16 protein-coding genes are annotated in these 22,230 nt (G+C 70.0%); 12 read left to right on the top strand and 4 right to left on the bottom strand.

Annotation, left to right across the window (positions count from 1 at the left end; all coding sequences use genetic code 11):
* Positions 1-3,046 (bottom strand): Ig-like domain-containing protein (locus tag BIU95_RS04300; RefSeq protein ID WP_139179642.1); only part of this gene is annotated, 3,046 nt, incomplete at its 3' end.
* A 226-nt stretch (positions 3,047-3,272) separates the two neighbouring features.
* Here BIU95_RS04300 and BIU95_RS04295 point away from each other — a divergent pair.
* The 5 genes from BIU95_RS04295 to BIU95_RS04275 all read left to right on the top strand — a co-directional run bounded on the left by BIU95_RS04295 (position 3,273) and on the right by BIU95_RS04275 (position 7,944).
* A complete protein-coding gene (locus BIU95_RS04295) occupies positions 3,273-3,563 on the top strand; it encodes a hypothetical protein (RefSeq protein WP_139179641.1) in 291 nt (96 codons plus the stop codon).
* A gap of 270 nt (positions 3,564-3,833) precedes the next feature.
* Positions 3,834-5,699 (top strand): molecular chaperone DnaK, encoded by a 1,866-nt coding sequence (dnaK, locus tag BIU95_RS04290; protein WP_017886379.1) that lies wholly within the window; start codon positions 3,834-3,836, stop codon positions 5,697-5,699.
* 2 nt (positions 5,700-5,701) lie between these two features.
* A complete protein-coding gene (locus BIU95_RS04285) occupies positions 5,702-6,361 on the top strand; it encodes a nucleotide exchange factor GrpE (RefSeq protein ID WP_082046895.1) in 660 nt (219 codons plus the stop codon).
* Positions 6,362-6,402: 41 nt separating this feature from the next.
* The gene (locus BIU95_RS04280) at positions 6,403-7,407 is read left to right on the top strand and encodes a DnaJ C-terminal domain-containing protein (RefSeq protein WP_017886377.1); all 1,005 of its coding nucleotides are present in this window, start codon (positions 6,403-6,405) and stop codon (positions 7,405-7,407) included.
* Positions 7,408-7,533: 126 nt separating this feature from the next.
* A complete protein-coding gene (locus BIU95_RS04275; RefSeq protein WP_027464889.1) occupies positions 7,534-7,944 on the top strand; it encodes a heat shock protein transcriptional repressor HspR in 411 nt (136 codons plus the stop codon).
* Between the two features lie 70 nt (positions 7,945-8,014).
* Here BIU95_RS04275 and BIU95_RS04270 read toward each other — a convergent pair whose 3' ends face one another.
* Entirely contained in the window at positions 8,015-10,072 is a 2,058-nt protein-coding gene (locus BIU95_RS04270) for an Ig-like domain-containing protein (protein ID WP_017886375.1), read from the bottom strand.
* A 122-nt stretch (positions 10,073-10,194) separates the two neighbouring features.
* On the opposite strand from BIU95_RS04270, the gene BIU95_RS04265 reads away from it, so the two are divergent.
* On the top strand, positions 10,195-11,340 hold the full coding sequence (locus BIU95_RS04265) for a class I SAM-dependent methyltransferase (RefSeq protein ID WP_071250560.1): 1,146 nt from the start codon (positions 10,195-10,197) through the stop codon (positions 11,338-11,340).
* Between the two features lie 72 nt (positions 11,341-11,412).
* Here BIU95_RS04265 and BIU95_RS04260 read toward each other — a convergent pair whose 3' ends face one another.
* Positions 11,413-12,243, bottom strand: a complete 831-nt coding sequence (locus tag BIU95_RS04260; protein ID WP_017886373.1) for an aldo/keto reductase — start codon at positions 12,241-12,243, stop codon at positions 11,413-11,415.
* A 101-nt stretch (positions 12,244-12,344) separates the two neighbouring features.
* Positions 12,345-12,764 carry a hypothetical protein gene (locus BIU95_RS04255; RefSeq protein WP_042538705.1) on the bottom strand — a complete coding sequence of 140 codons (420 nt, stop codon included), beginning with the start codon at positions 12,762-12,764 and terminating at the stop codon, positions 12,345-12,347.
* A gap of 237 nt (positions 12,765-13,001) precedes the next feature.
* Here BIU95_RS04255 and BIU95_RS04250 point away from each other — a divergent pair, with 237 nt between their 5' ends.
* The 6 genes from BIU95_RS04250 to BIU95_RS04225 all read left to right on the top strand — a co-directional run bounded on the left by BIU95_RS04250 (position 13,002) and on the right by BIU95_RS04225 (position 22,187).
* Positions 13,002-15,719 (top strand): glycoside hydrolase family 2 protein, encoded by a 2,718-nt coding sequence (locus BIU95_RS04250; protein ID WP_071250558.1) that lies wholly within the window; start codon positions 13,002-13,004, stop codon positions 15,717-15,719.
* Between the two features lie 111 nt (positions 15,720-15,830).
* Positions 15,831-17,387: a sugar transferase gene (locus tag BIU95_RS04245; protein WP_083389222.1), complete on the top strand. Its 1,557-nt coding sequence runs from the start codon at positions 15,831-15,833 to the stop codon at positions 17,385-17,387.
* Between the two features lie 151 nt (positions 17,388-17,538).
* Positions 17,539-17,823: a twin-arginine translocase TatA/TatE family subunit gene (tatA, locus tag BIU95_RS04240; RefSeq protein WP_031259354.1), complete on the top strand. Its 285-nt coding sequence runs from the start codon at positions 17,539-17,541 to the stop codon at positions 17,821-17,823.
* A gap of 104 nt (positions 17,824-17,927) precedes the next feature.
* Complete coding sequence (locus tag BIU95_RS04235) at positions 17,928-19,334, top strand: MFS transporter (RefSeq protein WP_071250555.1); 1,407 nt, start codon at positions 17,928-17,930, stop codon at positions 19,332-19,334.
* A 53-nt stretch (positions 19,335-19,387) separates the two neighbouring features.
* Positions 19,388-21,556 carry an ATP-dependent Clp protease ATP-binding subunit gene (locus BIU95_RS04230; RefSeq protein ID WP_083389221.1) on the top strand — a complete coding sequence of 723 codons (2,169 nt, stop codon included), beginning with the start codon at positions 19,388-19,390 and terminating at the stop codon, positions 21,554-21,556.
* Positions 21,557-21,632: 76 nt separating this feature from the next.
* A complete protein-coding gene (locus BIU95_RS04225) occupies positions 21,633-22,187 on the top strand; it encodes a DUF2231 domain-containing protein (RefSeq protein WP_071250553.1) in 555 nt (184 codons plus the stop codon).
* Positions 22,188-22,230 lie beyond the last annotated feature (43 nt).

Genomic DNA, 22,230 nt, shown 5'->3' with positions numbered 1-22,230 from the left:
TGGCGCCGTTGGCCGGGGTCTGGATGACCGGGGCTGCGGGGTTGCCGTAGTCGAGGGAGCGGTCCAGTGGTGCGGAGACCTGGCCTCGGACGGTCTGGGTGACGGTGAAGTCGTTGACGCCGAAGTGGGCCTTGTTCGCGGGGATCGTGATCGTGTAGCGGCCGTTGGTGGCGATGGCGGTGCCGATGGTGTCGCCGTTGCTGTCCTTCACGGTGACGGTTGCGCCGGGGTTGGCGGAGCCGGTGATCGCGGCGGGCAGGTTCTCGTCCGTGGTGTTGAACGCGGCGGTCGCGGTCAACGGAGCAACCGGAGCCTCGTTGCGGACGGTGACGGTGATGTTGACGCGCTGGGTGAGGCCGCCCTTGCTGGTCTGGAGTGCGTGGAGGTCGTAGACCGCCGGGTTGAGCTGGCGGGTGACGTCCACGGTCCAGGCGCCGTCGGCGATCTTGGTGTCACCGACGGAAGAGCTGTTGCCGCGCATGTCGAGCTTGGCGCCGGTGGCTCCGGTGCCGGTGAAGCGGATGGAGCCGTTGGTGACGCTGGCGCCGTTGGCCGGGGTCTGGATGACCGGGGCTGCGGGGTTGCCGTAGTCGAGGGAACGGTCCAGTGGTGCGGAGACCTGGCCTCGGACGGTCTGGGTGACGGTGAAGTCGTTAACGCCGAAGTGGGCCTTGTTCGCGGGGATCGTGATCGTGTAGCGGCCGTTGGTGGCGATGGCGGTGCCGATGGTGTCGCCGTTGCTGTCCTTCACGGTGACGGTTGCGCCGGGGTTGGCGGAGCCGGTGATCGCGGCGGGCAGGTTCTCGTCCGTGGCGTTGAACGCGGCGGTCGCGGTCAACGGAGCAACCGGAGCCTCGTCGGTGATCGTGATCGTGATCGGGACCTGCGTCGTGAGTCCGCCCTTGGTGGTCTGCACGGCGCGCAGGTTGTAGACGTTGTTCGACAGGTCGATCGTCACCGGTGCGTTCCAGACACCGTCGGTGACGGTACCGGTCGCGATGGCTCGGACGGAACCGCGGACGTCGATGCGGGCGCCCTCGTCACCGGTACCGGTGAAGGTCAGGCCGTCCTTCTGGACCGTCGAGCCGTTCGCCGGGCTGGTGATGCGGATCGGTGCCGGCATGCCGTAGTCGAGCGAGACGTCCTTCTCGGGCGAGGTCGTGTCGTTCTTCGTCTGGGTCACGGTGAAGTCGTTGACGCCGGTGTGGGCGAACGACGGCGGGACCGGGATCGAGTACTTCCCGTCGACGGCCTCGGTGCGGCCGACCTCGTTGCCGAGGCTGTCCTTGACGATCACGGTCGCGCCCGTGGTGGCGTCGCCGGAGATCGTCGCGGGCTTGGTGACGTCGTCATCGAAGGCGCCGACCGCGGTGAGCTCGGTCGTGAGCGGGTTCGTCGCGACGGTGAACGAGACCTTCTCGGTGCTCGGCGCCCCGGCGAGCGGGGTCTGGGTCACGTCGAACTCGTAGGAACCGTCCGCGAGGTCCGCGGTCGCGGGGACGCTCCAGGCGCCGTCCTTCACGACGGTGGTCGCGACGAGGTTGTCCTCGGCGTCGCGGATCTCGATCGTGGCACCCTCGTCGCCGGTACCCGAGAACACCGGGCGCTTGGAGTCGACCGTGGAGCCGTCGGCCGGGGTGGTGACGACGAGCGCGTCCGGTGCGGGAACCTCGGCGGCTTCGACCGTGGCCTGCGTGGTGCTGGTGGTGTTGAACGCTCCCTCGGTGGCGGTACCGCTGAGCACGGTGCGCATCGGGAAGGTGCCGGCCTCGGCGTCCTCGGGCGTGTTCACGTCGATGTTCCAGCGCATCAGGGACGCGTCGGGAAGGTTCCAGGTCGTGGTGGTCGTCGCGAAGTCGTAGGTGTACTTCGTGCCGTCCGCGGAACGGACCCCGTTGGTCAGGGTCATGGCCGAGTTCGTCCAGGCGTCGTCACCCGGCTTCTTGAACGAACCCTCGATCGTGCTCTGGTCCGCGGCGAAGGTGGTGCCCTCGGGAGCGGTGAACTCGACCTTGCCCTGCGGGCGGCTGATCGAACCGTTCGTCTTGAAAAGGGATTCCACCGAGGTGACCTCGCCACGTTCGAGCGTGACTGCGGTGCCGGCCTGGCCAGAGATCGCGGCGTCGTTGATCACGACGTCGAGGTCCTTCGAGTCGTGCTCCTCGCCTTCGATCTCCTGCACCACGTGTAGTGCGTTCGTGCCGCGCTCGAGGCCGTCGACCGTGATGCTCCACGCACCGGTCTCGGCGTCGGCCTCGGTGCTCTCGTCGCCGATCGTGATCGTCGCGCCCGGAGTTGCGGTACCCGAGATCACGGCGGACTTGCCTGCGTGGTCGATCGAAGCGATGTCGGCCACGAGGTCGACGACGTTGGTCTCGATGGTGGTGGTCGTCGTGCCCTCAGCCAGGAAGTCGCCCTTGCTGCTGGTGCCCGGCATGGAGAACTCCATTGCGTCGGAACCGGCGGGAGCGTCCTCGTCAGCGGTCACGCCGACCATGAAGCGGTACTGCTCGTCGGCGGGGTGGTTCGCGGCCCACTCGGCATCGAACGTGATGGTCTTGCCGTCATTCGACCGCGAACCGTCGGTCAGCGGGACGGACGTGGTGTTCGCCCAGTCGTCCTCTCCGACGTCACGCATCTGGCCCTGGACCGTGGCCTGCTGGTCGAACGTGGTGCCTTCGGGTGCGTCGAGCGTGACCGTGCCGTCGGTGTTCGTGCGCGCCTCGCGGTTCTCGACCACGAACGGCACCGGGGTGCTCTCGCCGCGCTCGAGCTCGATCGGGCCCTGGTCGACACCGACGAGCGTGCCGCCCTCGACGATCGTCGCGGTGACAGTCTTCTCGTCGACCCGCGCGTTGTTGAAGCGCTGCGTCGCGGTGAGGGAGTTCGCCCCGACTGAGAGCCCTTCGACGGTCATCGACCAGTTGCCGCTCGAGTTGACGTCGACGGTCTTGTTGCCGATCGTCACCGTGCCGTTCGGCGTTGCCGTACCCGACACCTCAGCGGTCCTCGCGATGTTGTTCACCTTCGTCACCTGCGCGGTCATGGCTCGGGTGCTCGGGAAAATCTCATCGTACGTCGCGAGTTCGTAACCTGTCTGGCCTTTCCCAAGCCATGCTGGCTCATTCGAGTACGGCCAGATACCGATCCGGGAAGAACCCTCCCAGAGGGTGCCGCCACTGAGGTTGATCTGCACCGCGTTGCCGCAAGATCCAACGGTGTAGTCGTGGGTGAAGCCCGACGGTGCCGGGACAATGCACGAGGATCCGATCTTGAGCTCGCCAGTACCCGTAGTGAATGTTGCAGTCGCAGCAGCCGCTTTCGCGGCGGCGAGCGATGAATGGGCTGTGGCGCTGAGATTGGATCCGACAGCCCACCAGGTCGAGTTAGATCTGGACTTCATCACGAACTTGCCGGAGGCGGTGGCCTGGGTCGAGATCGACCGGGGCTCGGGCGAAGCGATCGCCGTTGCTGCACCGAATGACAGGCCGGACACGATGGTGGCAGCGGCCAGCCCGGCCGCACCCATGGACTTGAGGGCAGTCGATGCCCTCTTCTTGTGAGACATGTGCATCTTTCAGGACAGGCCGCGCGACGGCGGCTGTGCGGGAAGGGGGCACGCCCGTGGACAGACTCCAACGGCGCATGTGTATTCAGAATATCACGTGAAATACCAACATACGAACGTGCTACCTCACTTGCGCCCGACTGGGAGTTGAGTGGGACTGGCGCAGGTTTGTGCTCCCTGAAGTTGACTCCAGGTGACTCAGGAGTAGGGTTGAGTCCATCGGACGCAAGTCCAACGACTTACCCCCAAGCAAGAGGAGCAACACATGGGACGTGCAGTAGGCATCGACCTCGGAACCACCAACTCCGTCGTCTCCGTTCTCGAAGGTGGCGAGCCCACCGTCATCGCCAACGCCGAAGGCATGCGCACCACGCCGTCGATCGTGGCGTTCACGAAGGACGGCGAGGTCCTGGTCGGCGAGACCGCCAAGCGCCAGGCCGTGACGAACGTCGACCGCACCATCGCGTCGGTCAAGCGTCACGTCGGCACCGACTGGACCACCGAGATCGACGGCAAGAAGTACACGCCGCAGGAGATCTCGGCCCGCACCCTCGGCAAGCTCAAGCGCGACGCCGAGCAGTACCTCGGCGAAGACGTCACGGACGCGGTCATCACCGTGCCGGCGTACTTCAACGACGCCGAGCGTCAGGCCACGAAGGACGCCGGTGAGATCGCCGGCCTCAACGTCCTCCGCATCATCAACGAGCCGACCGCGGCCGCACTGGCCTACGGCCTCGACAAGGGCAAGGAAGACGAGCTCATCCTGGTCTTCGACCTCGGTGGCGGCACGTTCGACGTCTCCCTGCTCGAGGTGGGCAAGGACGATGACTTCTCGACGATCCAGGTCCGCGCGACCTCCGGTGACAACCGCCTCGGTGGTGACGACTGGGACCAGCGCATCGTCGACTACCTGGTCAAGAAGTTCAAGGACGAGCACGGCGTCGACCTGTCCACGGACAAGATCGCCAAGCAGCGTCTGAAGGAAGCGGCTGAGCAGGCCAAGAAGGAGCTGTCGTCGCAGATGTCGGCGAACATCCAGCTCCCGTACCTGACGCTCACCGCCGAGGGCCCGCTGAACCTGGACGAGACCATCTCGCGCGCACAGTTCGAGCAGATGACCTCCGACCTGCTCGACCGCACCAAGAAGCCGTTCAACGACGTCATCAAGGAAGCCGGTGTCTCGGTCAACGACATCGCGCACGTGGTGCTCGTCGGTGGCTCGACCCGTATGCCCGCCGTGGCCGAGGTCGTCAAGTCGCTGACCGGTGGCAAGTCCCCGAACCAGGGCGTCAACCCGGACGAGGTCGTCGCAGTCGGTGCCGCGCTGCAGGCCGGTGTGCTGAAGGGCGAGCGCAAGGACGTCCTGCTCATCGACGTCACGCCGCTGTCGCTCGGCATCGAGACCAAGGGCGGCCTGATGACGAAGCTCATCGACCGCAACACCGCGATCCCGACCAAGCGGAGCGAGACCTTCACGACCGCTGACGACAACCAGCCGTCGGTCGCCATCCAGGTCTTCCAGGGCGAGCGCGAGTTCACCCGCGACAACAAGCCGCTCGGCACCTTCGAGCTCACCGGCATCGCCCCGGCTCCCCGTGGCGTGCCGCAGGTCGAGGTCACCTTCGACATCGACGCCAACGGCATCGTGCACGTGTCCGCCAAGGACAAGGGCACCGGCAAGGAGCAGTCGATGGTCATCTCCGGCGGCTCGTCGCTGCCGAAGGAGGACATCGAGCGCATGGTCCGCGAAGCCGAGGAGCACGCCGCCGAGGACAAGGCACGTCGCGAGGCCAACGAGCGTCGCAACCAGGCCGAGCAGCTCGTCTACTCGATCGAGAAGCTCATCAAGGAGAACGACGAGAAGCTCCCCGCGGACGTCAAGTCCGAGGTGCAGGCCGATGTCGACGCGCTCAAGTCCGCTCTTGCGGGCGAGGACGACGACGCCGTGAAGACCGCCTTCGACAAGCTCAACGAGTCGCAGGGCAAGCTCGGCCAGGCCATCTACAGCCAGCAGGACGCAGCAGCCGGCGCCGCCGGTGGCGAGCAGCCCGCGGGTGAGCAGCCGGCCGACGACGAGGACATCGTCGACGCCGAGGTCGTGGACGACGAGGACGACAAGGACAAGAAGTAACGATGACGGATCCCAAGGACAACGCGCCCCACGAGGACGAGCCCCAGGTCGAGGGCGACGCCACGAACGCGGCCGAGCCCGAGGACCTCATCGAGGCGGAGGGGCCCGACGTCGAAGTACCGACGGACGGCCCCGCCGCCGGGGGCCCGGCGGCCGATGCAGCGAACGACCTCTCCCCGGAGGACGAAGCGCTGCTCGCCGACGCGGCCCGCGGCATCGCCGAGGACAAGCTCAGCACCGAGGACCGCGACCTCGTCGCGGAGATGCGTGCGGACATGCTCCGTGCGCAGGCCGAGCTGGTGAACTTCCGGAAGCGCGTCGAGCGTGACCGGGAGGCCAACCGCGAGGTCGCCATCGCCGAAGTGGTGCGGGCCCTGCTGCCGGCGCTCGACGACCTCACCCGGGCCGAGGCCCACGGTGACCTCGCCGAGGGGCCGATGCAGGTCATCGGCCAGAAGATCCGCGGGGGCTTCGAGAAGTTCAAGCTCGTGCAGATCGGCGAGAAGGGCGAGGCGTTCGACCCGAACATCCACGAGGCGATCGTCCAGCTCCCCACCCCGGGCGCCACCGGACAGACCGTCGCGGACGTCGTCGAGCCGGGCTACAAGCTCGGTGAGCGCGTTCTCCGCGCGGCCAAGGTCGCGGTGGCGGTCCCGGCCTGAGCCGGGTCCCCACGGTGACGACAGAAGAAGGCAGGTGATCCATGGCCAGTCAGGATTGGTTCGACAAGGACTTCTACAAGGTCCTCGGCGTGTCCAAGGACGCCTCCGACGCCGAGCTGAAGAAGACGTACCGGAAGCTCGCGCGGCAGTTCCACCCGGACTCCAACCCGGGTGACGCCGCCGCCGAGAACCGCTTCAAGGAGATCAGCGAGGCGTACTCGGTGCTCTCCGACAAGGAGCAGCGCCAGGAGTACGACCAGGTCCGCGCCATGGGCTCCGGCGCCCGCTTCACAGCGGGCGGCGGGGGCCAGGGCGGCTTCGAGGACGTCTTCGGCGGGATGTTCGGGCAGCAGGGCGGCGGCGGACAGCGTGTCCGCTTCGGCCAGGGTGGCCCCGGCGGTGCCGGTGGATTCGAGGACATCCTCGGCGGGATGTTCGGCGGAGGTGGCGGCTTCGGCCAGACCTCCGGCGGCTACCGCGGTTTCGGCGGGCCGACGAAGGGCCGCGACGTCACGGCGTCGACGACCCTCGACTTCACCACGGCGATCGCCGGTGACACCGTCAAGCTGTCGCAGGGCAACGGCCGACCGGTGAACGTCCGCATCCCCGCGGGCGTCGCCGACGGTCAGAAGATCCGTCTGCGCGGCCGCGGCGAGCCCTCGCCCGATGGCGGAGAGGCCGGTGACCTCGTGGTCGCCGTGTCGGTGCGGAAGCACCCGGTGTTCGAGCGCGACGGGCTCAACCTGCGCGTGGACGTCCCCGTGACGTTCACCGAGGCAGCGCTCGGCGCGACGATCGAGGTCCCGACGCTCGGCGGTTCGCCCGTGAAGCTCAAGGTCGCCCCCGGCACGCCGTCGGGTCGCGTCCTGCGCGTCAAGGGCCGCGGCGTCACGACGAAGAACGGCACGGGCGACCTGCTCGCGACCGTCCAGGTCGCGGTGCCGTCGCACCTGTCGGACAAGCAGCGCGAGGCCGTCGAGGCACTTGCGGCTGCGCTGCCCGACGAGAACCCCCGCGAGGACCTCCTCGCCAAGGCGCGCGACTAGCGTCGCGCACGCAATGCAGTAGACCCGGCCTGGAGGAACGGCGCGGCTTCCTGACGGACGCTCGCCGTTCCTCCAGGCTGGTTTCCACCCCACGCGGACGACGGAAAGGAACGCGCCATGACCGACATGGACGAGAACTCGCCCGTCTTCGCGATCGCGGTCGCTGCGGAGCTCGCCGAGATGCACCCGCAGACGCTGCGGCAGTACGACCGGCTCGGCCTGGTCGTGCCGGGTCGCACCCGGGGTGGGTCGCGGCGGTACTCGATGCGCGATGTCGTGCAGTTGCGCGAGATCGCGCGACTCGGCTCCGAGGGGGTGTCGCTGGAGGGGATCCGGCGGGTGCTCGACCTGGAGAACGAGAACAAGGCGCTGCGCGACCGGGTGCGCGAACTCGAGTCGGCGTTGGCCGACCAGCTCATCAACCGGCCCGGTGCGCGGGTCTTCGCCGCCACCGCGAGTGGTGCGGCGATCTCGCTCAAGGCGGGGTCGCGGCCGCAGCGGAACACGCAGATCGTCCTGTACCGCGGACCGCGCTGACGGGGATCGACAGGCGAACGCCCCCGGTGACCGAGTGGTCACCGGGGGCGTTCTGTGTGGGCTGTGTGGCTTACTTGACGGTGAAGCGGACGGGGAGCTCGCTGGTGGCGTTGCCGGGCGTGGTCTGCTTCGCGGTGAGGGCGTAGCTGCCACGGCCGAGGTCGATGTTCGACGCCACGCTCCACTTGCCGTCGGCGTTGACCTCGGCGGTCGCGACGACGCGGGAGGTGCCGCGGATCTCGATCGTCGAGCCGGCCTGGCCGGTGCCGGTGAAGGTGGGGCGGGGTCCGGTGGTGGTGCCGTTCATCCCGGGGGACGTGACCGTCAACGGCGCTGCCGTGGCGGTGACGGAGAAGCGGACGGGGGCTTCGCTGGTGGCGTTGCCGGTGGTGGTCTGCTTCGCGGTGAGGGCGTAGCTGCCGCGGCCGAGGTCGATGCTCGACGTGGCGCTCCACTTGCCGTCGGCGTTGACCTCGGCGGTCCCGACGACGCGGGAGGTGCCGCGGATCTCGATCGTGGACCCGGCCTGGCCCGTGCCGGTGAAGGTGGGGCGGGGGCCGGAGGCGGTGCCGTTCATCCCGGGGGACGTGACCACGAGCGGTGCGACGGCGTCGTCTTCGGTGGTGAAGGCGATGTTGCGCATCACCGAGGAGCGTCCGTCGGCGGTGGTCTGCGTGAACGTGACCTCGTACCCGTCCTTGCTGGTCAGGTCGGCGGTGGCGTCCCAGGTGCCCACGCCCGACCGTGCGCCGTCTGCCTTCGTCTCGAAGAGTCGCTGGCCGCGCTGGTCGGTCGCGGTGATCGTCGCGCCGGCCTCGGCGGTGCCGGCGAACGCCCGCTTGCCCGGCGTGTAGTCGTTCTCGTCCGCGAGGCCCTCGACCCGCAGGAGGCGGGGAAGCGCAACGCGCTCCGATGTCCCGCTGAAGTCGCGGCCGTTGAAGACCAGGTTGACCATGTCGAGCTGCTTGCCGGTCGCGGCGGCGGCGATCGTGTAGCTCCACACCGCATCGGCGCGGGTGGTGTGCCCGACGACGCGGTCTCCGTCGAGGATCCAGAGCCCAGGAGCGTCATCGCGCTCCCCGACCACCTGGACGCGCCCGTCCGGGTAGACGAACACGGACCGGAGGGACGGTGCGGCGGCGGTCGGGTCGATCGGCAGCTGCTCGAGCGCGACGGGCACGCGGGCCGAGGAGGTGCCGTCGGCAGTGCGTCCGACGACGTAGACCGTGGAGCCGACGCGGTCCTGCGGGAGCCGAGCGGAGTAGCCGGTCTCGCCGAGGCTGGCGTCGGCGATGGTGGAGCCGGCTTCGTCCTGCACGACGACCGAGTCGACGTCCTCAGCGACGGAACCCGCCACGACGAACGACCCGTCGAGGACGCGCCCCTTCTGCACGACCGTCGGCGCCTGCGGCGCCTCCGATGCCGCCGGCGAGAACCGCACGTCGCGGAGCTCGTTCTTCCGACCGTCGGTCGTCGTCTGCGTGAGGGTGATCACGTGGTCGGAGTCGGCGAGGTCGGCATCGGCGTTCCAGGTGCCGGTCCCGTTGCGTGCCCCGCTGACCTCGGTCGTGAACAGGGTGGCGCCCGAGGTGGTGTCCTTCGCGACGATCGTGGCACCGGCGGTCGCACTGCCGGCGAAGTGGGTGGTGCCGGGCGTGAACGTGTTCTGCTGCTGCAGTCCGTCGATCTTGATGGTGCGGGGGATCGGGGTGCGCTCGCCGCGGGTCTGGGTGCCGTCGGCGGCGGTGTGGACGCGGATCGCTTCGAGCGGTTCGTCCTTGTGGCGGTCCTGCACGACGAGGAAGAAGATGCCGGTGGTGCTCCGGTCGTACACCTGGTTGCCGCTGACGAGCCAGACGTCGTCGCCACCACCGGCTCGTCCGCCGACGATGCGGGATGACCACGGGGTGCTCCAGTCGATGGAGAAGCGCAGTGCCTCCAGCGAGGGATCGACGGGGATGGAATCGAAGTCCGGAAGAGTCTCCTGCACGGTGGAGTCCGACGACGAGGCGGCTGCGGGAGTGGCGGTGGCAGCGGTGGCGGCCGCGGGCGTCAGCAAGCCGAAGCCGAGGGAAGCGGTGAGGACGCCGCAGACGACCGCGGCGCTCCGGAACGATGTGGATGCCATTGAGGGCTCCTTCTGGTGGGGGGACTCCCAGTGTATTGACATGTGAAATACACAGGCTGTTGATATCGCGAGTGCAATCACCATGCGCTTCGCCGCGGGCTGTCGCCGGGTACGCTGACGCGGTGCCAGACTTCGCCGACCTCTTCCGCCGACGCGACGACGACGCGCCCGACCTCATCGCGATCGACGGCACCGACCGCTTCCTGCTCGACGAAGCACCGCACGTGCACGGCGACGCACTCCGGCAGCCGGGCGAGGTCGCGGTCGTCGACGACCGGTACGGGGTGCTGACGCTCGGCCTCATCACGCAGTACGGCGCGAGCGACATCCGGGTCGTGCAGGACTCCCTGGTGGGGGAGCGGGCGCTCGAGGCCAACGCCGGCACCTTCGGACTCCGTGGGTTCCACCACCCCGACTCGTTCGAGGCTGCGTTCCGCGACGTCCGGCTGGTCGTGCTGCGGCTGTCGAAGTCGCACGACCGTCTGGACGAGATCGCCCGCGCCGTCGCCCGGTTCGCCGCGCCCGACGTCGTGTTGCTCTGCGGCGGCAACGTCAAGTACATGAACCTGTCGCAGAACGACGTGCTGCGCCGGTCGTTCGGCGACGTCGCTGCCTCGCGTGGCCGGGGCAAGTCGCGGCTGCTCATCGCGCAGGACCCGCTCCGCGCCCAGGCCACCCGTGCCGCGACCACGAACCCCTGGCCCCGGTCGGTGCACGTCGACGACCTCGGCATGACCCTGGTGGCACACGGTGGCGTGTTCGCGGGGACGTCGCTCGACCAGGGCACGCGGGTGCTCCTCGACGCGATGGACCGAGCGGTCCCCACCGCGCGCACGGTCGTGGACCTGGGGAGTGGCAACGGCGTGATCGCAGCGGCGATCGCGCTGCGCCGACCGAACGTCCGCGTGGTCGCCACCGACGTGTCGCGGATCGCGGTGGAGTCGACGCGCGCGACGGCGGAAGCCAACGGGGTCGCCGACCGGGTGACGGTGCTGCGGACCGACGCGGGCGACGAGCTCGCCGAGGGGTCCGCGCAGCTGGTGCTGTGCAACCCGCCGTTCCACGCGGACACGGCGGTGACCACGGACACCGCCGAGGCGATGTTCCGGAACGCGGCCACGATCCTCCAGGCCGGCGGTGAACTGTGGTGCGTCTGGAACACGCACCTGCGCTACCGGCCGGTCCTCTCGCGCCTGGTCGGGCCGACCCGCGAGGTCGTCAGGACCCCGAAGTTCACCGTGACGGCCTCGGTCGCGACGAACCGCTGACGGCCACGGACGGCGAGAGCCGCCCGGGCTGACCCGGACGGCTCTCGCGACGTGCTGCTGTGCTGGGATCGATCAGGCCGGCACGTAGTCGAACGTGTCGGGGTCGGGACCCGTGCGGTGGCCCTTGTCGAGGCCGGTGATGTCCGTCATGTCCTCGTCCGAGAGCTCGAAGTCGAAGATCGCGAAGTTCTCCTCGACGCGGGCGCGCGTGACGGACTTCGGGAACACGATGTCGCCGCGCTGGATGTGCCAACGGAGGACGACCTGCGCCGGGGACTTGCCGACCGACGAGGCGATGCGGGTGATGGTCTCGTCGTCGAGCACGAGGCCCTGCGCGATCGGGGACCACGCCTCGGTCGCGATGCCGTGCTCACGGTTGTAGGCGCGGAGTTCGTCCTGCGCCAGGTACGGGTGCACCTCGATCTGGTTCACGGCCGGGGTGATGGTCGTCTCGGCGGCGAGGCGGTTGAGGTGGTTGGTCTGGAAGTTCGAGACACCGATCGACCGGGCGGTACCGGCGGCGTAGAGCTCCTCGAAGGCCTTCCACGTCGGCACGAAGTCCGAGACGGTGGGCAGGGGCCAGTGGATGAGGAAGAGGTCGGTGTAGCCGCCGAGCAGCTCGGCCGACTTCTTGCCGTTCTCCAGCGCAGCCTCGGGGTCGTGGAAGCCGTTGTTGAGCTTCGAGGTGACGAAGATCTCCTCACGCGGGATGCCGGACGCAGCGATCGCCTCACCGACCTCCTTCTCGTTGCCGTACATCTCGGCGGTGTCGATGTGGCGGTAGCCGACCTCGAGCGCAGCCAGCGTGGCGGCCTTCGTCTCGGAGGGGTCGATCTGGAAGACGCCGAAGCCGAGCTGCGGGATGGTCTTGCCGTCGTTCAGGGTGATGTTCGGAACGGTCATGGACCCATGCAACCAAACGCTCCTCAGCGCGCATTCCGCCGACACCCAGGAACGGCGAGCCCGGGCGCGCCGCTCGGGCTGCGCCGCGCGGGCTGCGCAGCTCAGGAGAGCGCAGCCGTGATGTACGCCTGCAGTGCCTGCCCGTACGCGATCGCGGGCACCTCGGACGCGAAGCTGCGGTCGACGCCCCCGATCGTCGCGGTCACCGTGAAGACCAGGCGCCCGCCGACCGGCACCCGGGTCAGCCCGATGAACGACGGCCCGAGCAGGTCGCGCAGCTGGTCCTCGCGGGGCAGCCAGAGCGACTCCGACGCGGTGACCGAGTCGAGGGCCCACTCCGTGGTGCCGTTGAAGCCGAGGATCGTGCCGGTGGGGGAGTCGTGCCGTTCGACGGTCATCTCGGACACCGTGTAGACGTCGTCGTCGATGCCGGGCTTGTCGATCACGAACCGGTCCCCGGTCTCGGGGTGCCAGCGGAGGCCGGCGTCACGGAGGGACCTGGCGAGTTCGACGGTGATCACGTTCCCACCTTGCCCGCGCGACCCGCCCCTGTCACCACCTAGGTTGCCGAAAGCATCCCGTACTAGCATCGCCGAGCACCCCTCGCGCGAGCGCACCCCGTTCGCGCGCGCGGCGTGACGACGCCCGGGCAACCGGTGCCGCGCCTCCAGGCCGTGGGACCGGTCGTGGGCCGGGCCGCCGGCCGGCGTCCCCGACCGAGGCTGACGGACACCCTGCCGCCGAAGAGAAGGACCCGCATGACCCTCGAACGCGAGGAACTCCGCGACCACTGGACCGTGACGATGGCCGGAGGAACCGGTGCGCCGGACGGCGTCGTGGGCCGCACCATCCCGGCGACGGTGCCGGGCCAGGTCCACACCGACCTGGAGCGGGAGGGCCTGCTGCCGGACCCGACGTTCCACCTGAACGAGCAGGACGCCAAGTGGGTCGGCCGCGCCGACTGGGCCTACCGCCGCACGGTCGACGTCGACCCGCGCGGACACGAGCGCGTCGACCTGGTCTGCGACGGCCTGGACACCGTCGCGGAGCTCAGCCTGGACGGCGTCGTCGTGGGCACGACCCGCAACATGCACCGCCGCTACCGGTTCGACGCCCGGGTGCAGACGGGGTCCGGTGGCACCACGAAGGACCTCGAGATCCTGTTCGAGTCGCCGTACCGCGAGGCCGGCCGGGTGGCCGCGAAGGCCGGCAGCATGCCGGGCCCGTACGACGAACCGTTCCCGTACATCCGCAAGATGGCGTCGAACTTCGGCTGGGACTGGGGCCTGACCGCGGTCACGAGCGGCCCCTGGCGGCCGGTCGCGATCGAGCGCTGGTCGACCGCGCGCCTGCGCGAGGTGCGTCCACTCGTCGACGTCGAGGCCGGTGAGGGCGTGCTCGACGCCCACATCACCGTCGAGCGTTCGGGGATGAACGACCTGGACCAGGACGGCGAGGACGACGACCTGGTGCTCGTCGTCACCGTGAGCGGCGAGACCGAGGACGGCGCCACCACGCGTCAGCGCTCCCGCGCGCAGCTGACCCCGAAGGACGACGAGACGGTCGTCACCGTGCGCGTTCCCGAGGCACGACGCTGGTGGCCGCGCGGCTACGGCGCGCAGCCGCAGTACGACGTCGTGGTCGAGCTGCAGACCGTCGACGGCGAGGTGCTCGACCGCGACACGTTCCGCACCGGCTTCCGGTCGACCCGGATCGAGACCCAGGTGGACGGCATCGGTCGCCCCTTCGCGGTGCACGTCAACGGCACCCTCGTCGACGTCCGTGGCGTCAACTGGATCCCCGACGACGTCATCGTCTCGCGCGTGGACCGCGCCCGGCTCGAGTCCCGGCTGGGTGCCGCGGCGTCGCTCGGCACGAACCTCGTGCGCGTCTGGGGCGGCGGCGTGTACGAATCGCGCGACTTCTACGAGGTCTGCGACGAACTCGGGCTGCTCGTCTGGCAGGACTTCCCGTTCGCCTGCTCCGCCTACCCGGAGGTCGAGCCGATCCGCAGCGAGGTCATCGCCGAGGCGCGGGACAACGTCGCCCGGCTCGCCCGCCATCCCTCGCTGGTGGTCTGGAACGGCAACAACGAGAACATCTGGCTGCACGACGCCGACGGCTGGGGTGCCGAGCTGGGCGATCGGGGCTGGGGCCTCGACTACTACCTCGACCTGCTGCCGACCATCGTCGACGCCGTCGACCCGTCGCGCTTCTACACGGTCGCGTCGCCGTGGTCCGGTTCCGAGTCGCTGCCCGCGAACGAGGTCGACCACGAGACGCACCACTCGTGGGACGTCTGGAACCGGCTGCCCGACACCGCCTACCGCGAGTCGGTGCCGCGCTTCGTGTCCGAGTTCGGCTGGCAGGCGCCGCCCGCCTGGCGCACGCTGCGCGAGGCGGTCACGGACGCGCCGCTGCGGGTCGACTCGCCCGGTGTGGTCCACCACCAGAAGGCGGCGGACGGGATGGCCAAGCTGGCCCGCGGGCTGGAGCCGCGCTTCGGCACGGTCGACCCGGCAGCGTTCGACGCCTGGCACTACCTGACGCAGCTGCAGCAGGCACGGGCGATCGCGACCGGCATCGAGCACTGGCGCACGCACTGGCCGCGGAACACCGGCGTGGTGGTGTGGCAGCTGAACGACCTGTGGCCGGTGTCGTCGTGGTCCGCGATCGACTCGGCAGGGCGGCTGAAGCCGCTGGCGCACGAGCTGCGCCGCCTGTACGACGACGTGCTGCTGACGATCCGTCCGGTGTCGTCGGTGTCGGTGGCGCCTGGGGCGGCCGACGCGTCCGGTGCGGTCGTTCCGACCAGCGCGTCGGGTGCGTCGGGTGCGTCGGGTGCGGAGCGGACGGGAGGCCCGGATCACCCGGGTGCGCCGCCTGCGGTCGGCGAGACGGCCGATCTGGGTGCGCTCGCGGACACGCTCTCGCTGGGCGTCTCGCCCGGCGCCTTCGGGTCCTCGCCCGTCGAGGTGGCAGTCCGGTCGACCCGCACCGGGCACGACAGCGTCGTCCGGGTGCGCCGGATCACCACGGCCGGCACGATCCTGGCCGAGGTGTCGCTGCCGGTCCGGTTGTCCGGCGCCGGCGTCGCGGTGGTGTCGCTGCCCGAGTCGGTGGGCGTCGTCGACGACCCGGCGAACGAGCTCATCGTCGCGGACATGGACTGGCGCCGTGCGGTCTGGACTCCCGGCCCCGACGCTGCGATGCGCTGGGAGCCCGCGCGCTACCGGACCGCGTTCGCGGTGGTCGGCGGCGGCGTGGACCTGACCGTCGAGGCTGACTCGCTCGTCCGCGACCTGCTCGTGCAGCCGGACCGTGTGGCGGCCGGCGGCACGGTCGACCGCGGGTTCATGACGCTGCTGCCCGGCGAACGGGTGGTGTTCCGGCTGCGCGGGGTGACCGAGGCCGACGTCCCCGCGCTCCGGGAAGCGCCCGTACTGTGGAGCCTGGACCGCGCGCTCGACCGTTGATATGCAGAACGACACGGTGATATATTTGACGGTGCGCCGCTCGATGTCGTGACCTGAACGACTCCGGCGTCCGATCGATCTCCTCGTCGATCGGTCGACAGGAGGCCCCAGATGTCGTTCGCGATGCGCCCACCCACCGGAGCGGTCCCCACCGTGCTCCACTCGACCATGCTCCACCCGACCGCGCTGAACTCGACGGTGCCGACGTCCGCCGGGCCGGTCGGTGCCACGGCGTCACTCCGGACGGTCGCTCCGGCGGGGGCGCGCCGGGGGTTCGTCCCCGCGGTGGCGTTGCTCGACCTCGCGCTGCTGCTCACCGCGTTCGCCATCGCCCACGTCGTGCGGTTCCCCTGGGAGCTCGCATCCGTCCGACCACGCTCGGGCTGGTTCGAGTTCGTGGTGGCCCCCGCCATCGTCGTGGTCTGGATGCTCCTGCTCTCGGCGTTCCGCACCCGCGACCCCCGGATCGCCGGCATCGGCGGCGAGGAGTACCGCCGCCTCGTCACCGCGAGCCTCGTCGCCATCGCCGGGGTCGCGGTCGTCGCGTACGCGGCGCAGCTCGACCTGGCCCGCGGGTACGTCGCGATCGCGTTCCCGCTGGGGCTCGCGTTCCTGGCGCTCGGCCGCAAGGGTGTCCGCACAGTGCTCGCCCGGAGTCGCGCCCGGGGCGAGCACCTGCAGGACGTCCTGATCGTCGGCGACGCCGAGGACGTCCGGTACGTGGGTGCGCGGATCGCCGCTGCGCCGAGTGCCGGCTACCGCGTGCGGGCCGTCGTCACGGACTGCGCTCCGGCCGGGGCCCGTGTCGACCTGGGGGCGGCAACGGCTCCGATCGTCGGGGGCATCGATGACGTGCTCGCGCACGCCCGGGCCGAGGGCGTCTCCGCCGTCGTCGTCGCGGGTGCCGTCCGTGGTGGGCACGCCCGCCTCCGTCGCCTCGGGTGGCAGCTCGAGGAACACGGCGTCGAGCTCGTGGTGTCCTCGCCCCTGGCCGACATCGCCGCCGGGCGGGTGCACGAGCGCCCGGTCGACGGGCTGCCGCTCATGCACGTCGAGACCCCCGACTACCGCCGCCGGATGGGCAAGCGGGCGCTCGACGTTGTCGGCGCCGTGCTCGGCCTGGCGTTGCTCTCCCCGGTCCTGGCCGCGGTCGCGCTGGCGGTCCGCGCCGACGACGGCGGGCCGGTGTTCTTCCGGCAGGTCCGCGTCGGTCGCGGTGGCGCGGAGTTCCCGATCCTGAAGTTCCGGACGATGTGCGTCGACGCCGAGGCGCGCATGGCTGCTCTGCAGTCCGAGAACCAGGGCGCCGGTCCGCTGTTCAAGATGCAGGACGACCCGCGGGTGACCCGGGTCGGTGCCTTCCTGCGACGGACCTCGCTCGACGAACTGCCGCAGCTGTGGAACGTGCTCACCGGGTCGATGAGCCTGGTCGGCCCCCGACCGGCCCTGCCCCGCGAGGTCGCGCTGTACGAGGACTTCGCCGACCGCCGACTCCTCGTGACCCCGGGGATCACCGGCTTGTGGCAGGTCAGCGGCCGATCGGACCTCGACTGGGCCGAAGGGGTGCGGCTCGACCTGCACTACGTCGAGAACTGGTCGTTCCTGCACGACCTGGTGATCCTCGCCCGCACCGTCCCGTCGGTGCTGCGGTCCCGCGGCGCGTACTGAGCGCTGCGCTTCCCTGGACGAACGGTGTCCGTTCCGGGGGCCGGCCTGGGCTTCCAGGGGCGGGGGAGTTACGATGGAGGCACACGGACTTCCGCCGCGTGGGTCGACGACGATCACCGGACGGCGACCAGTTCCACAACAAGGAGTCATGATGCTCGGAAACCTCGGCGGCATTCACCTGCTGATCATCCTCGGGATCGTCATCCTGCTGTTCGGCGCGACCAAGCTCCCGGCGCTCGCCAAGGGCCTCGGTCAGTCGATCAACATCTTCAAGAAGGAGATGTCCGACGACGAGAAGAAGGCCCAGGCCAACGGTGCGGCGCCGGACGGCACGGTGCACAACAGCACCGTCCAGAACGCTCCCGCCGAGCCCGCCGCCGGTCCGGTCCTGAACCCGGGGCCGAGCGCGCAGCCCAACACCGACTCCCGGCGTTAGGACACCCAGCCCCGTCCTGTCGGCAGCCCCCGCGACCACATCGGTCGCGGGGGCTTCGTCGTGCGGGATCGACCGCCGGGCACCCCGTGCCGCAGGATGAGCACATGACCGCTCCCGTCCCCGCGCCGCACGCCGTCGCACCGCTCCGGGACGACCGACGCATCGTGCTGGTGGTGGCGATCCTGGCGTCGTTCGTCGTCGGGCTCGACTCGAGCGTCGTGAACGTCGCACTCCCCGCGATCCGGCAGGAGCTCGGCGGCGGACTCGTCGTGCAGCAGTGGGTCGTCGACGCCTACCTCGTCACCCTGGGCTCGCTCATCCTGGTCGCCGGGAGCCTGTCCGACCTGTTCGGCCGGGTGCGGATCATCACGTGGGGGCTCGTGGTCTTCGGCATCGCGTCCGTGGCGTGCGCGGTCGCCCCGGCCGGCGAGGTGCTCATCGTCGCCCGCGCGCTGCAGGGCGTCGGCGGGGCGCTCGTCATGCCGAGTGCGCTCGCGCTGATCGTGGCGGCGTTCCGCGGGGCGGCGCAGGCGAAGGCGATCGGCACGTGGACAGCCTGGTCGAGTGCAGCCACCATCCTCGGGCCCGTGGCCGGCGGCCTGGTGGTGGACGGGATCGGGTGGCGGTGGATCTTCGTGCTCACCGCGGTGCCGATCGCCGTGACGATCCCCCTGGTCCTGCGCATCACCGGCGAGGTGCACCCAGTCGTCCGCCCACGCATCGACGTCGTCGGGGCGCTGCTCGCCGTGGTCGGGGTCGGCGGTGTCGTGCTCGGGCTCATCGAGCAGGAGCGGCTGGGATGGGGTTCCCCGGTGGTGGTCGCCGCGCTCGTGCTCGGTGCCGCTGCCCTCGTGGCGTTCGTGCCGTGGGAACTGCGGGTGACCCGGACGGCCGGGTCGCCGCTCGTGCCGCTCGAACTGTTCCGGGCGCGCAACTTCACCGTCGGCAACCTCGCGACGCTGTCCATCTACGGCGCACTCGGCATGGTCTTCTTCGTCGTCACGCTCTTCCTGCAGGAGGTCTGGCGGTTCCCGGCCTGGCTCGCCGGCCTCGCGACGCTGCCGCCGACGATCATGTTGCTCGTGCTCTCCACCGCCGTCGGGTCCTTCGCCGGTCGGTACGGCCCACGCTGGTTCATGGCCGCGGGGCCGGCGGTCGGTGCGGTCGGGGCGCTCCTGCTGCTGTTCGCCGGCGACGACCCGGACGGCTACTGGTGGTCGGTGTTCCCCGGACTGGTGCTGATCGGCGTGGGCATCGCGCTGATGGTCACACCCCTGACGAGTGCGGTGCTCGGTTCGGTCCCGCAGTCCGAGGCCGGGTCCGGGTCGGCGGTCAACAACGCCTTCGCCCGGATCGCCGGCCTGGTCACGGTGGCACTCGCTGGCGTCGTGCTCGGTGGCGAGGTGAGCGTCGAGGGGCTGCACCGGGCCATGGTGGTGATGGCGCTCCTGCTGCTGGCCGGTGCCGTCGTCTGCGCGGTCGGGATCCGGAATACGCCCGCGCGGACGTAAGTTGAGTGGAGTAGACTCAAGTCCAGGACCACCGCAACGAAAGGACGGAACGCATGGCGAACCTCCAGGGCGCTCCTGACTCGCAAGAACGACAGAAGACCGCCCTCGAGCAGTACGGCATCGACCTCACGGCGATCGCCCGCAGCGGCAAGCTCGACCCCGTGATCGGACGTGACTCCGAGATCCGGCGCGTGTCCCAGGTGCTCACGCGCCGCACCAAGAACAACCCGGTGCTCATCGGCGAGCCCGGCGTCGGCAAGACCGCCGTCGTCGAGGGGCTCGCGCAGCGCATCGTCGCCGGCGACATCGCCGACTCCCTCAAGGACAAGCGGCTCATCTCGCTCGACATCTCCGCCCTGATCGCCGGCGCCAAGTACCGCGGCGAGTTCGAGGAGCGGCTGAAGGCCGTGCTCAAGGAGATCAACGACTCCGACGGGCAGGTCATCACGTTCATCGACGAGCTGCACACGCTGATGGGGGCCGGTGGCGGCGAGGGGTCCGTCGCGGCGTCGAACATGCTCAAGCCGATGCTCGCCCGCGGTGAGCTCCGGCTCATCGGTGCGACGACCCTCGACGAGTACCGCGAGTACATCGAGAAGGACGCCGCCCTCGAGCGTCGCTTCCAGCAGGTCTACGTCGGTGAGCCCAGCGTCGAGGACGCCGTGGCGATCCTCCGCGGGCTCAAGGAACGCTACGAGGCGCACCACAAGGTGACGATCAACGACTCCGCACTGGTCGCCGCCGCGAGCCTGTCGAACCGGTACATCTCCGGCCGCCAGCTGCCCGACAAGGCCATCGACCTGATCGACGAGGCCGCCAGTCGACTCCGCATGGAGATCGACTCCAGCCCCGTCGAGATCGACGAGCTGAAGCGGAACGTCGACCGTCTCCGTGTCGAGGAGTTCGCGCTCAAGCAGGAGAAGGACGACGCCTCCAAGGCCCGCCTCGAGACCCTGCGCAACGAGCTGCACACGCGCGGGGCCCGGCTGGCCGAGCTCGAGCAGCGCTGGCAGGCCGAGCGCGCGAGCCTGAACCGCATCGGTGAGCTCAAGCAGCAGCTCGACGACCTGAACATGCGGTCGCAGCGAGCCCAGCGCGAGGCCGACTACGAACTCGTCTCCCGCCTGGAGTACGGCGAGAAGCCCCGCATCGAGGCCGAGCTCGCCGCCGCCGAACAGGCCGAGAGCGCCGACCGGATGGTGAACGACAGCGTCACCGACGAGGACATCGCCGCCGTCATCGCGCAGTGGACGGGCATCCCGCTCGGCCGACTGCTGCAGGGCGAGACCGAGAAGCTCCTGCACCTGGAGAGCGAGCTCGGCCGTCGGATCATCGGGCAGCGCACGGCCGTGACCACCGTGTCCGAGGCCGTCCGGCGCACCCGCGCCGGCATCTCCGACCCGGACCGTCCGACCGGTTCGTTCCTGTTCCTCGGCCCGACGGGCGTCGGCAAGACCGAGCTGGCCAAGGCGCTCGCCGAGTTCCTGTTCGACGACGAGAAGGCCCTCGTCCGGATCGACATGAGCGAGTACGGCGAGAAGCACTCCGTTGCCCGCCTGATCGGTGCCCCGCCCGGGTACGTCGGGTACGAGGCCGGTGGGCAGCTCACCGAGGCCGTCCGGCGTCGTCCGTACTCGGTGATCCTGCTCGACGAGATCGAGAAGGCCCACCCCGAGGTGTTCGACGTGCTGCTCCAGGTGCTCGACGACGGACGGCTCACCGACGGCCAGGGCCGCACGGTCGACTTCCGGAACACGATCCTGGTGCTGACGTCGAACCTCGGGTCGCAGTTCATGACGGACCTGTCCCTGAGTGACGTGCAGCGGGAGGAGGCGGTCCGTGAGCTCGTGCAGCAGGCGTTCCGCCCCGAGTTCATCAACCGCCTCGACGACATCGTGGTGTTCCAGGCCCTGACCGCCGAGGACCTCGGACAGATCGTGTCGCTCTACGTCGACCGGCTGGCTCGTCGCCTGACCGACCGCCGGCTCGAGCTCGCGGTCACCCCCGAGGCGCGCGGCTGGCTCGCGGAGCGCGGGTACGACCCGCTCTACGGTGCGCGGCCGCTGCGTCGCCTGATGCAGCGGCAGATCGACGACCGGTTGGCCCGCGCGATCCTGTCGGGTGACGTCCGTGACGGCGACACCGTCCGGGTGGACGTCGCCGCGGACGGCGACGGCCTGACGGTCGAGCCCTTCGAGCTGGCCGAGATCGTCGAGGAGTAGCCCACCAAGACGGACGGGAGGCCCGCCACCGGTTCCTGAGACCGGTGCCGGGCCTCCAGGGTGTTGGCTGCAGAGCATGCCTGAGATCCGCGCGCTCCGCCGCCTCACCGACGCCGTCGAGCACGCCAGCGTGCTCGACAAGGCCGTCGACATCGACCGTGCCGTCGTGAATGCCCTGGCCAAGCCGAAGGCTCTGCGTCAGCTGCTGCACGGAGTCCCGTTCGGTCACCCGATCCACCCGCTCATGGTGCAGGTGCCGCTCGGCGCCTGGATCTCCGCCGCGGTGCTCGACCTGCTCGGCGGGAAGGGCAACGCGAAGGCCGCCAAGACCCTGGTCGGCGTCGGGGTCGTCTCGGCGAGCAGCGCCTCGGTCGCCGGCTACGGCGACTGGTCGGAGCTGGACCGCGAGCAGCTCCGCACCGGATGGGTGCACCAGGCCGTGAACTGGACCGGACTGTCGCTGTACGGCCTGTCGTGGCTGCAGCGGAAGCGCGGCAACCACGGGGCCGGCAAGCTGCTCGGCTTCGCCGGGCTCGCCGTCGTGAGTGTCGGCGGGTACCTGGGCGGACACCTGTCCTACCGGCAGCGCGCCGGCGTCAGCGACCACGGCGAGGTGCCGTTCGACGCCTGATCTGCCTCCCAGGTCCAGTACAGGTACGTCACGTGTGATGTAT

This window comes from Curtobacterium sp. MCBA15_007, assembly GCF_001864905.1.
Classification (GTDB): domain Bacteria; phylum Actinomycetota; class Actinomycetes; order Actinomycetales; family Microbacteriaceae; genus Curtobacterium; species Curtobacterium poinsettiae.
The sequence above is the reverse complement of the archived record's forward strand: the minus strand, read 5'-3'. Positions and strand labels throughout refer to the sequence as shown.

What these genes read in the sequence shown, in the direction of transcription:
- BIU95_RS04225 (WP_071250553.1), top strand. Translation starts at nt 21,633, where the DNA reads ATGCCTGAGATCCGCGCGCTCCGCCGCCTCACCGACGCCGTCGAGCAC.
- tatA (WP_031259354.1), top strand. Translation starts at nt 17,539, where the DNA reads ATGCTCGGAAACCTCGGCGGCATTCACCTGCTGATCATCCTCGGGATC.
- BIU95_RS04270 (WP_017886375.1), bottom strand. Translation starts at nt 10,072, where the DNA reads ATGGCATCCACATCGTTCCGGAGCGCCGCGGTCGTCTGCGGCGTCCTC.
- BIU95_RS04260 (WP_017886373.1), bottom strand. Translation starts at nt 12,243, where the DNA reads ATGACCGTTCCGAACATCACCCTGAACGACGGCAAGACCATCCCGCAG.
- BIU95_RS04235 (WP_071250555.1), top strand. Translation starts at nt 17,928, where the DNA reads ATGACCGCTCCCGTCCCCGCGCCGCACGCCGTCGCACCGCTCCGGGAC.
- BIU95_RS04250 (WP_071250558.1), top strand. Translation starts at nt 13,002, where the DNA reads ATGACCCTCGAACGCGAGGAACTCCGCGACCACTGGACCGTGACGATG.
- BIU95_RS04280 (WP_017886377.1), top strand. Translation starts at nt 6,403, where the DNA reads ATGGCCAGTCAGGATTGGTTCGACAAGGACTTCTACAAGGTCCTCGGC.
- dnaK (WP_017886379.1), top strand. Translation starts at nt 3,834, where the DNA reads ATGGGACGTGCAGTAGGCATCGACCTCGGAACCACCAACTCCGTCGTC.
- BIU95_RS04275 (WP_027464889.1), top strand. Translation starts at nt 7,534, where the DNA reads ATGGACGAGAACTCGCCCGTCTTCGCGATCGCGGTCGCTGCGGAGCTC.
- BIU95_RS04285 (WP_082046895.1), top strand. Translation starts at nt 5,702, where the DNA reads ATGACGGATCCCAAGGACAACGCGCCCCACGAGGACGAGCCCCAGGTC.
- BIU95_RS04245 (WP_083389222.1), top strand. Translation starts at nt 15,831, where the DNA reads ATGTCGTTCGCGATGCGCCCACCCACCGGAGCGGTCCCCACCGTGCTC.
- BIU95_RS04230 (WP_083389221.1), top strand. Translation starts at nt 19,388, where the DNA reads ATGGCGAACCTCCAGGGCGCTCCTGACTCGCAAGAACGACAGAAGACC.